This is a genomic window from Pseudomonas sp. CIP-10, from assembly GCF_020911845.1.
GTDB lineage: Bacteria > Pseudomonadota > Gammaproteobacteria > Pseudomonadales > Pseudomonadaceae > Aquipseudomonas > Aquipseudomonas alloputida.
Genome location: NZ_CP087160.1, coordinates 240,465 through 257,008, shown reverse-complemented (window position 1 = coordinate 257,008; position 16,544 = coordinate 240,465). Strand labels below are relative to the sequence as shown.

The following is a 16,544-nucleotide window of genomic DNA, read 5'->3' as shown; positions in this document are numbered from 1 at the left end:
CGGTGCGATGGCCAAAGATTCACTCGGCCCGGCAGATTCACTGCCAGTCCTTTGTCCAACTGTAGACGGTCCGTGGAACACTGCCGTTCATTCCTTGAAATCCTTCTATGCGATTTTCCGGGCATTTCTCTCGACCGGCGCCCTGCGGCAGCCAGCCCAACCCTGCTATCATCGACGCCACTTTTTCGTTCACGCCTGCAATGAGTGAATCCATGAGCACCGACAAGACCAATCAGTCCTGGGGCGGCCGCTTCAGTGAGCCCGTCGACGCCTTCGTCGCCCGTTTCACCGCCTCGGTAGATTTCGACAAGCGCCTGTACCGTCACGACATCATGGGTTCGATTGCCCATGCCACCATGCTGGCGCAGGTCGGCGTGCTCAGTGATGCCGAGCGCGACACCATCATCGATGGCCTGAAAACCATCCAGGGCGAGATTGAAGCCGGCAACTTCGACTGGCGTGTCGACCTTGAAGACGTGCACATGAACATCGAAGCACGCCTGACCGACCGCATCGGCATCACCGGCAAGAAGCTGCACACCGGCCGTAGCCGCAACGACCAGGTGGCCACCGACATCCGCCTTTGGCTGCGCGACGAAATCGACCTGATCCTGGCCGAAATCACCCGCCTGCAGCAGGGCCTGCTGGAGCAGGCAGAGCGTGAAGCCGAAACCATCATGCCTGGTTTCACCCACCTGCAGACGGCGCAGCCGGTCACCTTTGGCCACCACCTGCTGGCGTGGTTCGAAATGCTCAGCCGCGACTATGAGCGCCTGGTCGACTGCCGCAAGCGCACCAACCGCATGCCACTGGGCAGCGCCGCGCTGGCCGGCACCACCTACCCGATCGACCGTGAACTGACCTGCAAGCTGCTGGGCTTTGAAGCCGTAGCCGGCAACTCGCTGGATGGCGTGTCGGACCGTGATTTCGCCATCGAATTCTGCGCCGCTGCCAGCGTGGCGATGATGCACCTTTCGCGCTTCTCCGAAGAGCTGGTGCTGTGGACCAGCGCGCAGTTCCAGTTCATCGACCTTCCGGACCGCTTCTGCACCGGCAGCTCGATCATGCCGCAGAAAAAGAACCCGGACGTGCCAGAGCTGGTACGTGGCAAGAGCGGCCGCGTGTTCGGCGCCCTGACCGGCCTGCTGACCCTGATGAAAGGCCAACCACTGGCCTACAACAAGGACAACCAGGAAGACAAGGAACCGCTGTTCGACGCCGCCGATACCCTGCGCGACTCGCTGCGGGCCTTTGCTGACATGATCCCGGCGATCAAGCCCAAGCACGCCATCATGCGTGAAGCGGCCCTGCGTGGCTTCTCCACCGCGACCGACCTGGCCGACTACCTGGTTCGCCGTGGCCTGCCATTCCGTGACTGTCACGAGATCGTTGGCCACGCGGTGAAGTATGGTGTGGACACTGGCAAGGACCTGGCCGAGATGAGCCTGGACGAACTGCGCCAGTTCAGCGATCAGATCGAGCAGGACGTGTTTGCCGTGCTGACGCTGGAAGGCTCGGTGAATGCGCGTGACCACATTGGTGGTACGGCGCCGGCGCAGGTGCGTGCTGCCGTGGTTCGTGGCAAGGCCCTGTTGGCGTCTCGCTAACTCCCGGGGCGAGGGCTTCGCCCTCGTTCGCGGGTAAACCCGCTCCTACAACGGTTGTGCTGTACCTGTAGGGGCGGGTTTACCCGCGAATGACCCAACACAGATCCTAGCGCTTGCCGCTGCGGATCATCTCCATGAAGGCCGGCATCGACGCTTCCTTGTCCGCCAAGATCCGCGGCATGTGCGGGTTTTCCCCCATCAGTTGCAGCAACGCCTTGGCCTGCGGGAAGTCCGCCAGGAAGTCGATGCTCAGCACCTTCTTGCCCACCGCGTTGGCCAGGTCGACCGAGAAGCAGAACATCAGGTCTGCCAGCGTCAACTGCTCGCCCGCAACATAGGGGGCAAAGCGCCCGTTGCGCTTGAGCGTGGCAAACCCGGCCAGCAGGTCCGCACGCGCTTTCTCTTTGATCAGCGAGTCGACCGACATGCCAAAGAACGACTCGGCATAACAGGTACGCGCAGGCAGCTCGATGTACAACTCGATTTCCTTGAGCAGCTCCCGCACCTTGGCTTGGCCGAACGGGTCGGCTGGCAGCAGCGCCTTGCCGCCCTGGGTCTGCTCGATATAGTCGAGGATCACACTGGTTTCGCTGAGGAAGCCATGTTCGGTTTCAAGCACCGGCACCTTGCCCCGCGGGCTCACTTCCAGCGCCTGTGGCGCCTGGCCGCCATAGAAGGTGACTTCCTCGAAAGGCAGGCCTTTTTCGAGCAGGGCCAGCTTTACCATGTTGTAGTAGTTGCTGACCGAGAATCCATGAAGCTTGAGCATGAGGTAACAGCCTCCAGGCCGTAAGGGGTTGGCCTGGCTTTTATAGACTGAACGCCTGCCGCTGACCAGCGTCATGCACCGCGTCAATGCCCGGGCATTGCCGCCATAGGCATGGCACACTGTTGCACCCCATCCTAGGAGTACCGCCATGAGCGAGCCCACCGACATCGGCAATGACGACGACGAAGCCTTCGCCGAGGAAACGCTGACCCAAGCCATCGAAAACCAGATCGAGAGCGGCGAGCCGCCTGCAGCAAAGGCCACTTTCAACAAGCTGACGCTGGTCGGCTATGAGCGTGAAGACATTCTGAACCTGATGGCCCATGTGCTGGCCTTCGAAATCGACAACATGCTGGTAGAGGACCGTGCGTTCAACGGCGAGTGGTATGAGAACGCTCTGCGGGCACTGCCGGAGCTACCGCCTGAGATGGATCAAGGCGACGACGAATAACCCGGCTACACTCGAAGATCAGGCACCGTAGAAAGTGCCGCAATCCTTGTCTGGAAGTCAGGAGTCGCCATGCCTTTTACCCCCGATTTGATCGACGAAATGGAAGTACTCGCGCTGTTCAAACACGACAGCAGCCAGGAAGGCATCAAGATAACCAGCACCGCATCCCCTGCCCTGATCGCGGCTGCGCAACGCCTGCATGAGAAGGGGCTGACCGATCAACCGGATGGCGGCTACCTGACCAGCCTGGGTCATGACGCCGTTGAAAGTGTCCAACTGCTACAGAACATTCTCAAGGCGCCACAGCCGGCCTGAGCATCAGGCTTGCGCAAGATCTGAGACCTTGCGCGGTCCCTGCAGGACCGCGCAGACTCCAGTCAGTTGGCCGCAGTACTGCGCTTTTCCGCCAGCCACGAGCGGCCGTAAAGGAACACGATGGCCAGCAAGGCCACCGCTTGCGCCGACAGCGAGTAGGCATCGGCATGAATCCCCAGCCAGTCGAACTCAAAGAACGCCACTGGCCGTGTGCCCAGCACACCGGCCTCTTGCAGCGCCTTCACGCCATGCCCGGCGAATACTACCGACAGCGCGCACAGCAGTGCGGCGTTGATGCTGAAGAACAGCGATAGCGGCAACTTGGCCGAGCCCCGCAGAATCACCCAGGCCAGGCCCACCAGCAGCAACAATGCCGTCGCGCCACCCGCCAGCACCGCCTGATGCCCGGCAGGGCCTGCCTGCAGCCACAGGGTCTCGTAGAACAGGATCACTTCGAACAATTCGCGGTATACCGAGAAGAATGCCAGCACAGCAAAGCCGAAGCGCCCGCCACCGCTGACCAGGCTGCTCTTGATGTAGTCCTTCCAGGCGGCGGCGTGGCGGCGGTCATGCATCCACACACCCAGCCATAGCACCATCACAGCAGCGAACAGTGCTGTGCAGCCTTCCAGGAGCTCGCGCTGAGCGCCCCCCACATCGATCACATAGGCCGCCAGCGCCCAGGTGGCGAAGCCGGCAACCAGCGCCAGGCCCCAACCAGTGTTGACGCTACGCACTGCCGACTGCTGCCCGGTATTGCGCAGGAAGGCCAGGATCGCCGCCAGCACCAGAATCGCCTCGAGGCCTTCACGCAGCAGGATCAGCAAACCGGAGATATAGCTCAGCGTCCAGCTCAGGCCATCGCTGCCCAGCAGCTTGGCCGCCTGCTCGAGCTTGGTTTTGGCGTCGGCCAGACGCTGTTCGGCCTGGGCCACGGGCAAGCCGTCCTGCAAGGACTGGCGGTAGGCCATCAACGTTTTTTCGGTGTCCTTGCGCGCCTGGGTGTCGATGTTGTCCAGCGAGCTTTCCACCAGCTCGAAACCCTCCAGGTAGGCCGCCACCGACAGGTCATAAGCCTGATCGTGGTCGCCTGCGCGGTAGGCCGCCAGGCTCTTGTCCAGTGTGCTGGCCGTGTATTCGAGCAATTGCGCCGGGCCGCGCTTTACTTGCGGCGGTTGGGCACGCTGGGCACGGAATGCCTCGACGGCCGCAGTGCCTTCGTTGGCGGCGACTTCGGCCGGCGTCTGGCGAGCCAGGTCGGCGAGGTTCCAGGTCTTGTCACCCTTGCCCGCTTCCGGCTTGGCGGTGAAGCTGGCGATGTACGCGGCCACATCCCAGCGCTGGCGGTCGTCCAGCTGGTCGGCAAACGACGGCATTTCGGTGCCGTCGATACCCAGGGCCAGCGTGTTGTAGAGGTCGAACAGGCTCAACTGGTCCAGGCGTGAGGCATCACGCAGGTTGGCGGGTGCAGGCTCCAGGCCCACGCCAGCCGGGCCATCGCCGGCGCCGGTGTCGCCGTGGCAGATCGAGCAGTTCTGTGCGTACAGCGCAGCGCCGCGGGCGGGGTCCGGGGTAATCACCGGAGCCTGGCTGACCTCGTAAGCCACCGCCAGTCGCGCACCCAGCTGCCGGGCCTGTTTAGCGACCGCGGTACCTTCCTGACGCTGGTCGATGGCCTGGCGCAGCGCCTGGACGCCCTGTTCCAAAGCCGCTTGTTCAGTATTTGCGGGCAGGCCTTTGACCAGGTCAGCCAATACCGCGCTGAACTCCTGTTGCTCGCGGTATTCGCCCTCGTCGATCACCTTGCCGTCCTGCACGGTCGGCGGGTAGTCGGCACCAATGTAGTCCAGCAAGTGATGGGCTTTGGCAGCTTCGGCGGGGGACTCGGCCAGCGCCAAGGAGCTGCACAGCGCCAGCACCGGGCCGAGCAATGCAGCCGGCAGCCAGGCAAGCAGGCGGGAACGGGTTTTCATGGCCAGTCTCGAAGGAAATGCGAAAGAGAACATTGTTCACTTCCACTTTGCTTCACTCAAGGGTGCTGGGCGGATTTCATGAAAAATCTTGCTACAAATCCGATGAAGTGGGGGGCATAGAGGAACAGCCCTCAAGGATCGCCTCAGGGCTTGGCGGTACCCTTCCAACCCCCACCCAACGCCAGGAACACGCCAATTTGCCCTAGCGCCACTTGGCTATTGGCCGCAGCCAACTGCGCACGCATATCGGTATAGGTCCGCGTCGCCTGCAAATCCGCCAGGAACGACTCACGCCCCGCCTGGTAATACCGGTGCGTCTGGTCCGCCGCTTCCTTGGCCGATTTCTCCGCCTCGGCCAGCGCATCGCGCCGATCGAGCAAGGCGCTGTATTGCGCCAGGCGGGTCTGGGTCTCGCGGATGGCGTTCAGCACAACCCCATCGAAGTTCGCCAGTGCCGCCTGGGTCGAGGCCTCGGCCATGCGAATACGGGCACGGGTGCCGTTGGTGGGGATGGTCCAGCTGATCTGCGGGCCAAAACCCCAGCGGTTGGTCGAAGGCTCACCAAGGTTCTCCAGGATACCGATGGTGCCAACCTGGGCGCCAATGCTGATGTCCGGGTACAAGGCGCCAGTGGCCACGCCAATATAGGCGGTGGCGGCAGCCAGCTGGCGTTCGGCCTGGCGCACGTCGGGGCGGCGCTTGAGCAAGGCCGCGCCATCGCCCACCGGGACCAGCTGGTTCAGGTGCGGCAGCTCGGCGCAATCGGCGGTACCGGCAGGCAACTGGTCGACCGGCTTGGCCAGCAGCGCAGCCAGGGTGTACATGCCCGTCTCGCGTTCGGCCTTGAAGCGTGGCAGTTCGGCACGCAACGATTTGAACTGGGTCTGCGAGCGGGTGACCTGGGTTTCATCACCACGCCCAGCATCGCGCAGGCGCTGGTTGAGTTTCACGCTTTGCTCCTGCAAATCGAGGGACTCACGGGCAATGTGGTATTCCTCGTTGGCCGAGCACACCTGGGTATAAGCCTTGACCACGTCCGCCACAAGCGTGATGCGGGCAGTGTCGGCAGCCGCCTGCACCGCGTCGGCATTTGCCTTGGCAGCCTCGGTACCACGCTTGAAGGTGCCCCACAGGTCGAACTGGTACGAGGCACTGATGATGGCCTCACCGATGTTGGCTACCGGCACCTTCTCAGGCTGCAGGAAGGCTTCGCCCGACTCCTGCAACCGCTGAGCGCCGAGTTTGACGCCACCGTTGAAGCCGCCTTGCGATTCAGCCACCTCCACCTGGGCGCGAGCTTTGGCGATGTTGGCCGCCGCCACGCGCAGTTCGGTGTTGGCACTCAGCGCCTGACGCACCAGCTCGTTCAGCCGTTGATCCTGATACAGCTGCCACCAGTCCTCGGGGACCGGCGCCGACACGACGCTGTCGGCATCCTGGCGCAGCGGGCCGTTCAAGTCATTGCGTTGCACGGCCGCATCCCCAGGCACCTCATAGTCGGGGCCCACCATCATGCAGGCCCCCAGCGACAGGCACAGGCCAGCCAGGATCAGCTGTTTCATGGGCGCTGGCCCTCGATGATCGACACCGTGGCAGTACGCCCGGCGATCATGCGGAAGTCTTGCGGCACTTCGTCAAAGGCGATGCGCACCGGAATGCGCTGGGCCAGGCGTACCCAACTGAACGCCGGGTTGACGTTGGGCAGCAAGTTGGCGCCACTGCTGCGGTCGCGGTCTTCGATGCCAGCGGCGAAGCTCTGCACATGGCCACGCAGGCGGGTGTTGTCGCCCATCACGCGGATATCCACGGCGTCACCAATATGGATACCCCCCAGCTTGGTTTCCTCGAAGTAGCCGTCGACGTGGTAGGAGGCACTGTCGACCACCGAAAGCACCGGGCGGCCAGCAGTGACGAACTCGTGGTTACGCGGCGCGCGGTCGTTGAGGTAGCCGTCTACCGGGCTGCGCACCACCGAGCGGTCAAGGTTGAGCTGGGCAGTATCGACAGCCACTTGTGCCTCGCTGACAGCCGAACGGGCACGGGCCTCGCGGGACTGGCTTTCTTCCAGTTGCTCGGCGGCCACCAGGTTGCCCAGCTTGCGGTTGCGCTGCGCTTCGCGGGAAGCCTGGGCCAGGGTCTCCTGGCGCTCGCCAAGGGTTGCCTTGGCTTGACGCAGGGCCAAGGTGAAGCGGTCCTGGTCGATGGTGAACAGCACGTCGCCACGTTTGACGGTCTGGTTGTCGCGCACCTCGACCTTCTGGATCAGTCCCGACACATCGGGGGCGATCTGGATCACGTCGGCGCGTATGTGGCCGTCACGGGTCCAGGGGGCAAACATGTAGTAGACCACCATCTGCCACACGAGCACGGCGGCGAAGGTCACTACCAGCAAGGTCAGGACCACACGGCCCAAGGTCAGCATAGGTTTTTTCATGGCAGCATCAGGTTTCGGCAAAAGTGGTCCACCGCACCAAGCAGCACGGCATACAGAGCAACGTTGAACAACGCCCGGTGCCAGACCAGGCGGTAGAAATGCAGGCGCACCAGCACCGCGTGCACCCCAAGGAACAGCAGGTAGGTGCCAAACATCATCACCAGCAGCGTGGGCAGGAACACCCCGCTGATATCCAGTTCACCAATCACAGGGGTGCTCCGTCGAGGCCGGGGGGCAGTTGCGGTTGTTCGGCGGGTTCGAGCATCACCTCCACACCAGGCAACAGCGCCAGGCGCAGGCCGCTCAGGGCATGCAGCAGGTGGGTGCGGGCATCACCGCGCTCGTACAGCTCGTCCAGGTTCAGCGCCAGGCGAGCGCGTTCCATGTTGCGTAACAGTGCGGCCGGGGCATGCAGGCGGTCGCCAGCACGCAGGCAGGCGGCGTAGTGCGCACCGACTTCCTCGACCACAGTGTTCAGGCGCTCGCGAGCCTGCTGGCCGGCGCGCGGCATGTACGCCAGCAGGTCGAGCAGGTTCAACCCTACGCGCAGGTCGCGCAGTGCCACGCCACTGTCCTGGCCGGTTTGCGACAGACGTGGCAGGTGCTGCATCAGGCGGTCGAGCATCTGTACGCCAACCTGGCGGTGCTCGGCCAAGGTCGCAGTCTCGGTCATTTCGACGATGTCGCGCCAGGCGAAGCGGGTCATGCGCTTGGCCGCCAGCTCCACGCCGAACGGGCGCATCACCAGGGTCCAGATAAAGGCGAACAGAAGGCCCGCGGGGCCGGCAAGGTTGGAGTTGAGGAAGGTGAAGAAGTCGGCGTCGTAGGCGCCCTGGATGCTGATGAAGGTCGACGTGTTGACGATGGTCAGCAAGGTGCCCAGGTAGAAGCGCGGCTGTACGGTCAGGGTGCCTATGCAGATGAACGGCACGGCAAAGGCCAGCACCAGCATCGGGAAGTCGTGCAAGTTGGGCAGTACCAAAAACAGGTACAGACTGGAGAAGATGACCGACATCAGCGTCCAGAAAAAGAACCGGTAGATCTGCGGTGCCGGGTCGTCCATGGCGGCGAAGAAGCTGCACGCAACTGCCGCGAGGATTACCGCACTGGCGCCGTCGTTCCAGCCCAGTCCGATCCACAGGCCGCAGGCGACCACGATCGCCAGGACCGTGGAGGCTACCGAGTACAGCATCAGGCCACGATCGAAAAACGCTGTCAGGCGGCCCAGCCGCCAGTGGCGATACACCGCACGCCAAGGCTTGGCATCATCGGTACGCAGGGCATGCTGCAGGGTGCAGCAGTCCTGCCACAGGTCGGCCCATTCGGTCAGGCGGTACAGGGCGTTGGACAACAGCAGCTCGGCGCGCTGGTCGAGGGCGGCTGTAGCGGGCTGCAAGCGGCCGATCTGCTCGTGCAACGTGGCCCAGTGCGCTACCGAAGCGCTGTCGGCAGTGCCTTTGAGCCATTCACGAGCCGCTTCAAGCACGGGTTGAAGCTGGGCGAACTGGGCCGGGGCGCGGCCTTCCAGGGCAACCAGTGCATCGTCGAGGGCGTCGATCACCGGCAGCAGATGGATCATCCGCCCGCGCAATTCGCGGGCGTTCTTCAGGGTATGCGGGCCGGCACCTTCGTGGGCGAGCTGACCGATCATCAACTCCAGCGAGTTGAAGGTGGTGACCATCGCCCCGCGCATACCACCGACCTTGTCAGCGCTGGCATCGCGGGCCAGGTAGGTGTCGCTGTAGCGAATCGCCTCGGTGAACCAGTTTCCGGTGGCACCGACTACCACCGGTGCCAGCCGGCGTGGCCAGAAGATAGCCCCGACGACTGCCGCGCAGACAATTCCCAAACAGATTTCCTGCGCGCGAGAAGAGGCCACATCGAACACTGCCAGCGGATTATCCACCACGGCCAAGGCAATCATCGGCAGGGTATAACCGGCCAGCATCAGCACGTAGTTGTTGGCCGTGCGCAGGTTCAGCGAAAGGAACAGCAAGGTGCCGGTCCACAGAGCAATGGCGATGCTCAGCAGCAACGGTGACTGCACCAGCGGTGGCACCAGGAAGATTGCCCCGCCAGCGCCGAGCAACGTGCCGACGGCACGGTACAACGCCTTGGAGCTGGTCGGGCCGACGAAGGGGCTGGAGACGATGTACACCGTCGCCATGGCCCAGTAGGGACGCGGCAGTTGCATGAGCAGAGCAATGTACAGGGCAATCATGGACGCGCCGAAGGTGCGCACGCCGTAGAACCAGTCACGGGCCGGAGGGACAGAGCTGAAGAAACCGTTCATGCCACCCCGCCTGCGCTGCCCAGGCCGGCAGCCTCGAAGGCACGAAGCACACGCAAGGCAGCTTCCAGGTCGGCCTGATCGATACCGCCGAGCACATCGCGGCGCAAGCGCACCAGTTCGGCTTCAATGGCTTCGGCCAGGGCACGGCCTTCGGCAGTCAGGCTCAGTGCCTTGGCGCGGCGATCCAGTGGGTCCTCGCTGCGGCACACCAGGCCAGCTTTGCACAGTTGGTCAAGCAGGCGTACCAGCGACGGGCTTTCCAGGCCGGCGGCCTGGGCCACAGCCACCTGGTGCACGCCGTCGCCCAGGCGCACGATCATCAACAACGGCGCAGCGCAGGCCTCGGAAATGCCGTAGCCGGTCAAGGCGGTATGACAGATGCGCCGCCAGTGGCGGGCAGCAACTACCAGGCCACTGCTGACTTGCAGGCGCAGGAAATCAAGGGACATGAAGAGAACCAAGTATATTCATAGTTTGCTAACTATCAATATACGCCCCGACATCCCCCTGTCGTCAACAGGGGGCGACGGATAGCCGGGGTGAAATGTTGTTCATTTTTCAGCCAGTGCTGGCGCGCTTCGCGGGTAAACCCGCACACAGGGGCTGCACCGGGTTCGGGATCTACGCAATCCTGTGCAGCACTGGAGAGAAATACTCAGGGCTGGATCTGGTCTTCCAGCTTCATGGTCAAGGCCAATGTGCTGCCCATTTGCACCGCCCGGTCCCGCCACTCCTGATACCGCACCGCATCACGGCTGCTGAAATGCACCGCCAGCTCCTCTGCCGCTTGCACCACCCCCGCCGCTGCTGCCAGCTCAAGCCAGTACAGCGCTGCCTTGAGGTTGGCCTCTACGTGCAGCCCATGCATCAACCGGTAGCCCACTTCAAAACGACAACGCGCCTCGCCCTGTTCGGCGCCACGCATGAACCACTGGTAGGCCTGCACCAGGTCAACCTGCCACTCCAGGTCACCGTCGCACACCTCCTCCTCGTACAGGTCACCCAGTGCGGCGGCGGCATGCAGCATGCCGCGGTCGAAGGCCTGCCGGTAACACTCCGCCGCCTGCACATAGGAAGGGTCGATGCCTTTGCCGAAGTAGTGCTGCTGGCCAAGGTTGAACCAGGCAGCAGCATTGCCCTGCAGGGCCGCCATGCGCAACAGGTGCCCGGCCAGCACGGTATCGGCCCGCCAGTACTTGCCGTTGAGCCAGATCCAGCCGAGGTCGTTCAATGCTGGCACACTGCCTTGCAATGCCTGGCGGCGCAGGTCGACATACACCGCCTGCAGGTCGTTGGCCTCATCCAGGCGGTTGACCAGCAGCGACCGCTGGCTGGGCAAGCCCACACCGGAGAACAGCCGCTGTCGCTTTCCTACAGGAGCCGGAGGGGCGATGACCCGCTCGGGCAGAAGGCGGGCAAGTAGCGAATGGATATTGCTGGCAACAGACATGTTCATCCTCATTGAACGACGCACAACCCCAACCTTCGGCTGTGATGAGGCGTGATTCTGCGTGATGTCACGTCAAAACCTGTCGCGAACGAACCGGCACGAGGCAACCAAATGCGACTTCCTTGATCTGAGCAGGCTGTGGCCAATTGCCATGCCCCTCGCATGCCGCCATCCTATTGCGGCAAGCCTAGACAAGGACGTTATCTTTTGCCGTTCGCCACCACTCGCGCCACCCTTAGCCGACAGTGGGCGCTGCTGCGCCAGTTGCCCAGCCGTTCCCCAGGCATAACCAGCGCCGAGCTGGTCTGGCGCCTGCGTGACGTGGGGTTCACGGTCAGCAAACGCACTGTCGAGCGTGACCTCAACGAGCTTTCGCTGATATTCCCGCTGGAGCGCAATGACAAGAGCATTCCGTTCGGTTGGCACTGGTCGGCCAGTGCCGTGGGCGAATTGCGCGGTAATTTCGACTTGCTGACACATCTGCGAGGGGATGCGTTGCAGCCATCGCAGGGTGAGGGCGTGGAGCTGGTGGCGCGAATCAGCGATGCACTGGCGCGGCAGTTGCGGGATGCGCCATTGAGCAGCGACATGCAACTGACGGCGCTGGAGCATGGGCATCGGTTACGCGGCACGGTAAGTGACGGTTGGCCATTACGCTGGTGGCTGTTGAGCCATGGGGACAGGGTGGTGGTAGAGCAGCCTGCCGGCTTGCGGGAGGAGATTGGCAGGATTCTGAGCAATGCGGCAGCTCAATATCAGAATTTGTAGCCAGTACAGGGTCTTTCGCGGCGGTTCTGCGCCTCGCCCCTCTTTCAAGGACGAAGATCCCGCAGACGCGGATTCTAGCGTCAATCTGCCGCGAAAAGGCCGGTACTGGCTAACCTGCTAGCGCTGCATCCCCCATCGCCGCACCGTCAACCGCTCCAGCGTATTGAACACCAGCCCTTCCACCAGCAGACCGATCAGGATCACCACCGCCAACCCGGCAAAGACCTTGTCGGTATACAGTTCGTTGCGGTTCTGGAAGATGTACCAACCCAACCCGCCTTTGCCACTGCTGGCACCAAACACCAATTCAGCGGCTATAAGGGTACGCCAGGCAAACGCCCAGCCGATCTTCAACCCCGACAAGATCGACGGCAGGGCTGCTGGCACGAGGATGTGCAATACCAGCCGCAGGCCCTTCAGACCATAGTTGCGGCCAGCCATGCGCAGCGTCTCCGACACACCGAGGAAGCCGGCATAAGTATTTAGCGCCAACGCCCATAGCACCGAATGCACCAGCACGAAGATCAGGCTGTTGTCACCCAGCCCGAACCACAGCAAGGCCAGCGGCAGCAGGGCAATGGCCGGCAACGGGTTGAACATCGAGGTCAGTGTGCCCAGTAAGTCTCGGCCCAATTGGGTCGACACCGCCAGGCTGGTTAGGCCAAAGGCCAGGACGATACCCAGCACATAGCCTTTGAGCAGTATTACCAGCGAAACACCGACCTTGGCGGGCAGTTCGCCACTGATCATGCCGTCCCATAGCGCCGTGGCGGTTTGCAGAAAGCTTGGCAGCAGCAGGTCATTGTCCTGGTAGCGGGCAACGGCTTCCCATAGCACAGCGATCACCAGCAATATGACCGCCTTTCTCAACCAGCCTTGCTGCCACAGGCGTTGGGCCAAGGGGAGTTGTCGTTCTACAGGCACACTGAGCAGGGGCTCCAGCTGCACCTCGTATTCCTGGCGTACAGGTGTAGTGGTCATGGCTGAGGCTCCTGTCAGTAGGCGATACGAATATCGTTGAACCCAAGGTTGTCAGGCTGTTCCGGGATATCGGCTTCATCGAACAGCAAACGGTGGATACGCCGGGCACTGGCCTGGAAGTCGCTGCCACCCAGGCTGCCCAAGCCGTATTGATGGCTGTGCACTTCGGCGCGCACCCGCCCCGGGTGGGGCGACAACAACAGGATGCGGTTGCCGACTACCAGCGCTTCTTCGATGGAGTGGGTCACGAACAACAGGGTGAACCGCACTTCCTCCCACAGCAGCAGCAGCTCTTCCTGCATCTTGCGCCGGGTCAGCGCATCCAGGGCGGCGAACGGCTCATCCATCAACAGGATCTTGGGCTGGGTGGCCAAGGCCCGGGCAATTGCCACACGTGCCTTCATACCACCGGACAACGTGTGTGGATAAGCATCGGCAAAGGCGGCCAGACCGACCTTCTCCAGATAATGCAGCGCCCGCTCCTCCGCCTCCGCACGCTTGAGTTGGCCAGACACCAGCAGCGGAAAGATGACGTTCTGCTTCACCGTTTTCCACGGCGGCAACTGGTCAAACTCCTGGAACACCACGATGCGGTCCGGGCCTGGGCCACGAACTGTCTGGCCCTGCAGCAGAATCTGGCCTTCTTGCGGCTGGATAAAACCGGCCACGGCTTTGAGCAGGGTGGACTTGCCACAGCCGGAGGGGCCGAGCAGTACAAAACGATCAGTGCGGTCGACTTCGAAGCTGACCTGATGGGTGGCCCGTACCACGCGTTGCGCGGTACGGTATTCGAGGCTGAGGTTATCCACCTTGAGCAAAGGCGGCGCTGCAACACGGCTCAGGTTGCTGGCCGTGTGGCCTGGCAATGGGGCGGTCATGATCGGTCAGCTCCCCTGCAGCGGGCGTTCATCCTGGAAGAAGTAATCCTTCCACGATTGCGGCTTGTGCTTGATGGCGCCTACCCGATAGAGAAAATCGGCCAGCTTGTAGGTGTTCTTGGGCGTAACGGTAAATTCGTACTGCGGGTTGTCGATCAGCTTGATCAGCGCGTCGCGGTCGATCTTGGCCTTGGTTACGCGGATATAGGTGTCGGCGGCAGCGGCCTTGTCTTTCTGGGCGAAGTCTGCGGCTTCGGCCAGGGCATCGACGAAGGCCTTGTAGGTCTTGGGGTTGTCCTTGCGGAACTTCTCAGTAGCAAACAGCAAGGTCGGCGAGTTGGGGCCGAGCAGGTCGTAGCTGTTGAGCACCACGTGCACGTCCTTGTTGGCCAGCACCTGGTCCTGGAACGGCGGGTTGGAGAAGTGCCCGTTCAGCTCGGTGCCGCCCGCCAACAGCGCGGCGGTGGCGTCCGGGTGCGGCACGGCCAAGGTGTATTTGTCGAGGCGGTTGTATTCCTTGTCGCCCCACTGCTGGGCAGCGGCGTACTGCAGGAAGCGCGACTGCACCGAAACACCCACCGCCGGAACGGCGATACGGTCTTTGTCGGAGATGTCGGCGATGGTCTTCACGTTGGGGTTGCTGCTGACCAGGTAGTACGGAAAGTTGCCCAGCGAAGCCACGGCCTTCACGTTCTGCCGGCCCTTGGTGCGGTCCCAGACGGTCAACAGCGGCCCGACACCGGCGCCGGCGATGTCCACCGAACCGGACAACAATGCGTCGTTGATGGCCGAACCACCCGACAGCTGCGCCCAATCGACTTCGATGTCGATGCCCTGCTCCTTGCCGTGTTTCTCAATCAGGTGCTGGTCACGCACCACGTTCAGCAGCAGGTAGACGATGCCGAATTGTTCGGCAATACGGATCTTGCCTTCGGCCTGGGCCACGGCGGGGGCGGCTAGGCTGCCGACGACCAGGCTTGCGCCCAGGCCGATGCTTGCCGCCAGGCGGCTGATGGATTTGCGCATGATGGTTTCCTCAGTCGTCAGAACGGGGCATCGCCCTGGATGGTGGTGCGGTACAGCTTGCGCCGCAGGTGCGCGGGGCAGCCGGTGGCCAAGTGGATCAGCGAGCGGTTGTCCCAGAACACCAGGTCATGGGGCTGCCACTGGTGGCGGTAAATGTTCTGCTCCAGCACGCTAAGGGCATACAGCTGCTGCAGCACGTCGCGGCTTTCATCATCAGGCAGGCCGACAATGCGGGTGGTGAAGCCTTCACTGACGAACAGGGCCTTGCGGCCGTTTTCCGGGTGGGTGCGGACTACCGGGTGAATGACCTCCTTTACCTGCGCCAGTTGCTCGGCAGTCAGGGTCGGGCGCCAGTTGCCTTCGAATTTGGTTTCAGCGTAACGGGCGGTATAGGAGTGAGCGGCACTGCGGCCCTCGACCACTTTGCGCAGGGTGTCAGGTACAGCGTCCCAGGCTTTATGCATGTCGGCGAACAAGGTGTCACCGCCTTCACTGGGCAGTTCCTGGGCATGCAGCATGGAACCGAGGCTTGGCAGCTCTTTGTACGACAGGTCCGAATGCCAGAACTTGCCGGCATCACCCAGGCCGATGTTCTGGCCATTTTCGATGATGTTGGAAACGATCAGGATCTCGGGGTGGCCAGTCAGCAAGAACTGCTTGAGCACATGGATCTGTAACTCACCGAAGCGGCGGCTAAAGGCGATCTGCTGTTCCGGGCTGATACGCTGGTCGCGGAACACCAGCACATGGTGGTCGAGGTGGGCGCGATGGATACGGGTGAAATCCTCGGCGCTGACCGGTTTGGCCAGGTCCAGACCTATGATCTCGACGCCGACGGCACCCGAGAAGGGGCGAACTTCAAAAACTTGCGGCTGGGCGCTGTCGATGGACGACAAGGCGTTCAAGGCGGCTGACATTTTTCACTCCCACGCAATGCGCGACCTCAATGGCGCGCAACGATCAGAAACGCACGGGGATTTCCCGTGTGGGTTCAAGTCGTGCGGCGCATCGATTGGTCGACGGGTACGCAGTGAAAGCGACTATAAAGTCATAAAGCCAATATTTTAAATACCATTAAGGAATAACAATATCACTCTCGCGGGAGCGTCCTGCAGTCAGATCAGCCCGCCCTGCTCTTCTTCGTCAATCAGGTTATTGAGGCTGCTGAGCGCCTTGCGCGCCGTGGAACGGTTGAGCAGCTTGGCCTGCGCGCCGGCGGGCAGGTCGGTGATCTTGAACACGCCCTTGGCGGTCAACACGTCGATCAGGTCCTCAAGCACGCGGATCATGTCCAGGTCGCTTTGTTTGAGCTGGTTGAGGCTGTTTTCCACGACATCATCGGCAAACCATTCCTGGATATCGGCATGGTCTGAAGGGAGCATTTCGGTGAACTGATCAAACGCGGCTGCTTCCACCCGCAGCAACTGGCCGGCGGCGTTGCGTTGCACGTAGAACATGGCGATGTCCCTCGTCACGTTGGTTCCTTGTTGGTAGACAGCAGCATAGGCAAAGATCGCCGGGCGCGCAGGCCCGGCGCCAGAGTATGCGCTGTTGGCGGGTAGCAGGAAAGAGCCGGGGCCGCTGTGCGGCCCCGGTGGT

At 62.5% G+C, this 16,544-nt stretch carries 18 protein-coding genes; 4 read left to right on the top strand and 14 right to left on the bottom strand.

Going from position 1 to position 16,544, the window contains the following annotated elements:
* Positions 1–37: 37 nt before the first annotated feature.
* Positions 38–214 carry a hypothetical protein gene (locus LMH93_RS01085; RefSeq protein ID WP_156336278.1) on the bottom strand — a complete coding sequence of 59 codons (177 nt, stop codon included), beginning with the start codon at positions 212–214 and terminating at the stop codon, positions 38–40.
* On the opposite strand from LMH93_RS01085, the gene argH reads away from it, so the two are divergent.
* Complete coding sequence (gene argH, locus LMH93_RS01080; RefSeq protein ID WP_014861057.1) at positions 213–1,607, top strand: argininosuccinate lyase; 1,395 nt, start codon at positions 213–215, stop codon at positions 1,605–1,607. The two genes, LMH93_RS01085 and argH, sit on opposite strands and share 2 nt — an antisense overlap.
* 106 nt (positions 1,608–1,713) lie before the next feature.
* On the opposite strand, the gene LMH93_RS01075 is transcribed toward argH, so the two are convergent.
* On the bottom strand, positions 1,714–2,376 hold the full coding sequence (locus LMH93_RS01075; RefSeq protein ID WP_047603247.1) for a glutathione S-transferase: 663 nt from the start codon (positions 2,374–2,376) through the stop codon (positions 1,714–1,716).
* A gap of 148 nt (positions 2,377–2,524) precedes the next feature.
* Between LMH93_RS01075 and LMH93_RS01070 the strand changes: the two genes are divergently transcribed.
* The gene (locus tag LMH93_RS01070) at positions 2,525–2,827 is read left to right on the top strand and encodes a hypothetical protein (RefSeq protein WP_003255899.1); all 303 of its coding nucleotides are present in this window, start codon (positions 2,525–2,527) and stop codon (positions 2,825–2,827) included.
* Positions 2,828–2,896: 69 nt separating this feature from the next.
* Positions 2,897–3,142 (top strand): TIGR02647 family protein, encoded by a 246-nt coding sequence (locus LMH93_RS01065; RefSeq protein ID WP_003255900.1) that lies wholly within the window; start codon positions 2,897–2,899, stop codon positions 3,140–3,142.
* Positions 3,143–3,204: 62 nt separating this feature from the next.
* On the opposite strand, the gene LMH93_RS01060 is transcribed toward LMH93_RS01065, so the two are convergent.
* The 7 genes from LMH93_RS01060 to LMH93_RS01030 form a co-directional block, all read right to left on the bottom strand.
* Complete coding sequence (locus LMH93_RS01060; RefSeq protein ID WP_014861059.1) at positions 3,205–5,148, bottom strand: FTR1 family protein; 1,944 nt, start codon at positions 5,146–5,148, stop codon at positions 3,205–3,207.
* Positions 5,149–5,258: 110 nt separating this feature from the next.
* A complete protein-coding gene (locus LMH93_RS01055; protein WP_014861060.1) occupies positions 5,259–6,677 on the bottom strand; it encodes an efflux transporter outer membrane subunit in 1,419 nt (472 codons plus the stop codon).
* Positions 6,674–7,549, bottom strand: a complete 876-nt coding sequence (locus LMH93_RS01050) for an efflux RND transporter periplasmic adaptor subunit (RefSeq protein ID WP_003255903.1) — start codon at positions 7,547–7,549, stop codon at positions 6,674–6,676. The genes LMH93_RS01055 and LMH93_RS01050 overlap by 4 nt, the downstream gene beginning before the upstream one ends.
* Entirely contained in the window at positions 7,546–7,758 is a 213-nt protein-coding gene (locus LMH93_RS01045; RefSeq protein ID WP_003255905.1) for a DUF1656 domain-containing protein, read from the bottom strand. The genes LMH93_RS01050 and LMH93_RS01045 overlap by 4 nt, the downstream gene beginning before the upstream one ends.
* The gene (locus tag LMH93_RS01040; RefSeq protein ID WP_230064769.1) at positions 7,755–9,842 is read right to left on the bottom strand and encodes an FUSC family protein; all 2,088 of its coding nucleotides are present in this window, start codon (positions 9,840–9,842) and stop codon (positions 7,755–7,757) included. The genes LMH93_RS01045 and LMH93_RS01040 overlap by 4 nt, the downstream gene beginning before the upstream one ends.
* Positions 9,839–10,291, bottom strand: a complete 453-nt coding sequence (locus LMH93_RS01035; RefSeq protein ID WP_003255908.1) for a MarR family winged helix-turn-helix transcriptional regulator — start codon at positions 10,289–10,291, stop codon at positions 9,839–9,841. The genes LMH93_RS01040 and LMH93_RS01035 overlap by 4 nt, the downstream gene beginning before the upstream one ends.
* 206 nt (positions 10,292–10,497) lie before the next feature.
* Positions 10,498–11,292, bottom strand: a complete 795-nt coding sequence (locus LMH93_RS01030) for a tetratricopeptide repeat protein (protein WP_003255910.1) — start codon at positions 11,290–11,292, stop codon at positions 10,498–10,500.
* A 207-nt stretch (positions 11,293–11,499) separates the two neighbouring features.
* Here LMH93_RS01030 and LMH93_RS01025 point away from each other — a divergent pair, with 207 nt between their 5' ends.
* Positions 11,500–12,060 carry a WYL domain-containing protein gene (locus LMH93_RS01025; RefSeq protein ID WP_003255912.1) on the top strand — a complete coding sequence of 187 codons (561 nt, stop codon included), beginning with the start codon at positions 11,500–11,502 and terminating at the stop codon, positions 12,058–12,060.
* Between the two features lie 117 nt (positions 12,061–12,177).
* Here the strand turns inward: LMH93_RS01025 and LMH93_RS01020 are convergent, their stop codons facing one another.
* The 5 genes from LMH93_RS01020 to LMH93_RS01000 form a co-directional block, all read right to left on the bottom strand.
* On the bottom strand, positions 12,178–13,041 hold the full coding sequence (locus LMH93_RS01020) for an ABC transporter permease (RefSeq protein WP_011953178.1): 864 nt from the start codon (positions 13,039–13,041) through the stop codon (positions 12,178–12,180).
* Between the two features lie 14 nt (positions 13,042–13,055).
* On the bottom strand, positions 13,056–13,919 hold the full coding sequence (locus LMH93_RS01015) for an ABC transporter ATP-binding protein (protein WP_003255915.1): 864 nt from the start codon (positions 13,917–13,919) through the stop codon (positions 13,056–13,058).
* Positions 13,920–13,925: 6 nt separating this feature from the next.
* Positions 13,926–14,945 carry an ABC transporter substrate-binding protein gene (locus tag LMH93_RS01010; protein WP_003255916.1) on the bottom strand — a complete coding sequence of 340 codons (1,020 nt, stop codon included), beginning with the start codon at positions 14,943–14,945 and terminating at the stop codon, positions 13,926–13,928.
* 17 nt (positions 14,946–14,962) lie between these two features.
* Positions 14,963–15,862: a TauD/TfdA dioxygenase family protein gene (locus tag LMH93_RS01005; RefSeq protein ID WP_230064768.1), complete on the bottom strand. Its 900-nt coding sequence runs from the start codon at positions 15,860–15,862 to the stop codon at positions 14,963–14,965.
* Positions 15,863–16,060: 198 nt separating this feature from the next.
* Complete coding sequence (locus tag LMH93_RS01000) at positions 16,061–16,402, bottom strand: hypothetical protein (protein WP_003255921.1); 342 nt, start codon at positions 16,400–16,402, stop codon at positions 16,061–16,063.
* Between the last annotated feature and the right edge of the window lie 142 nt (positions 16,403–16,544).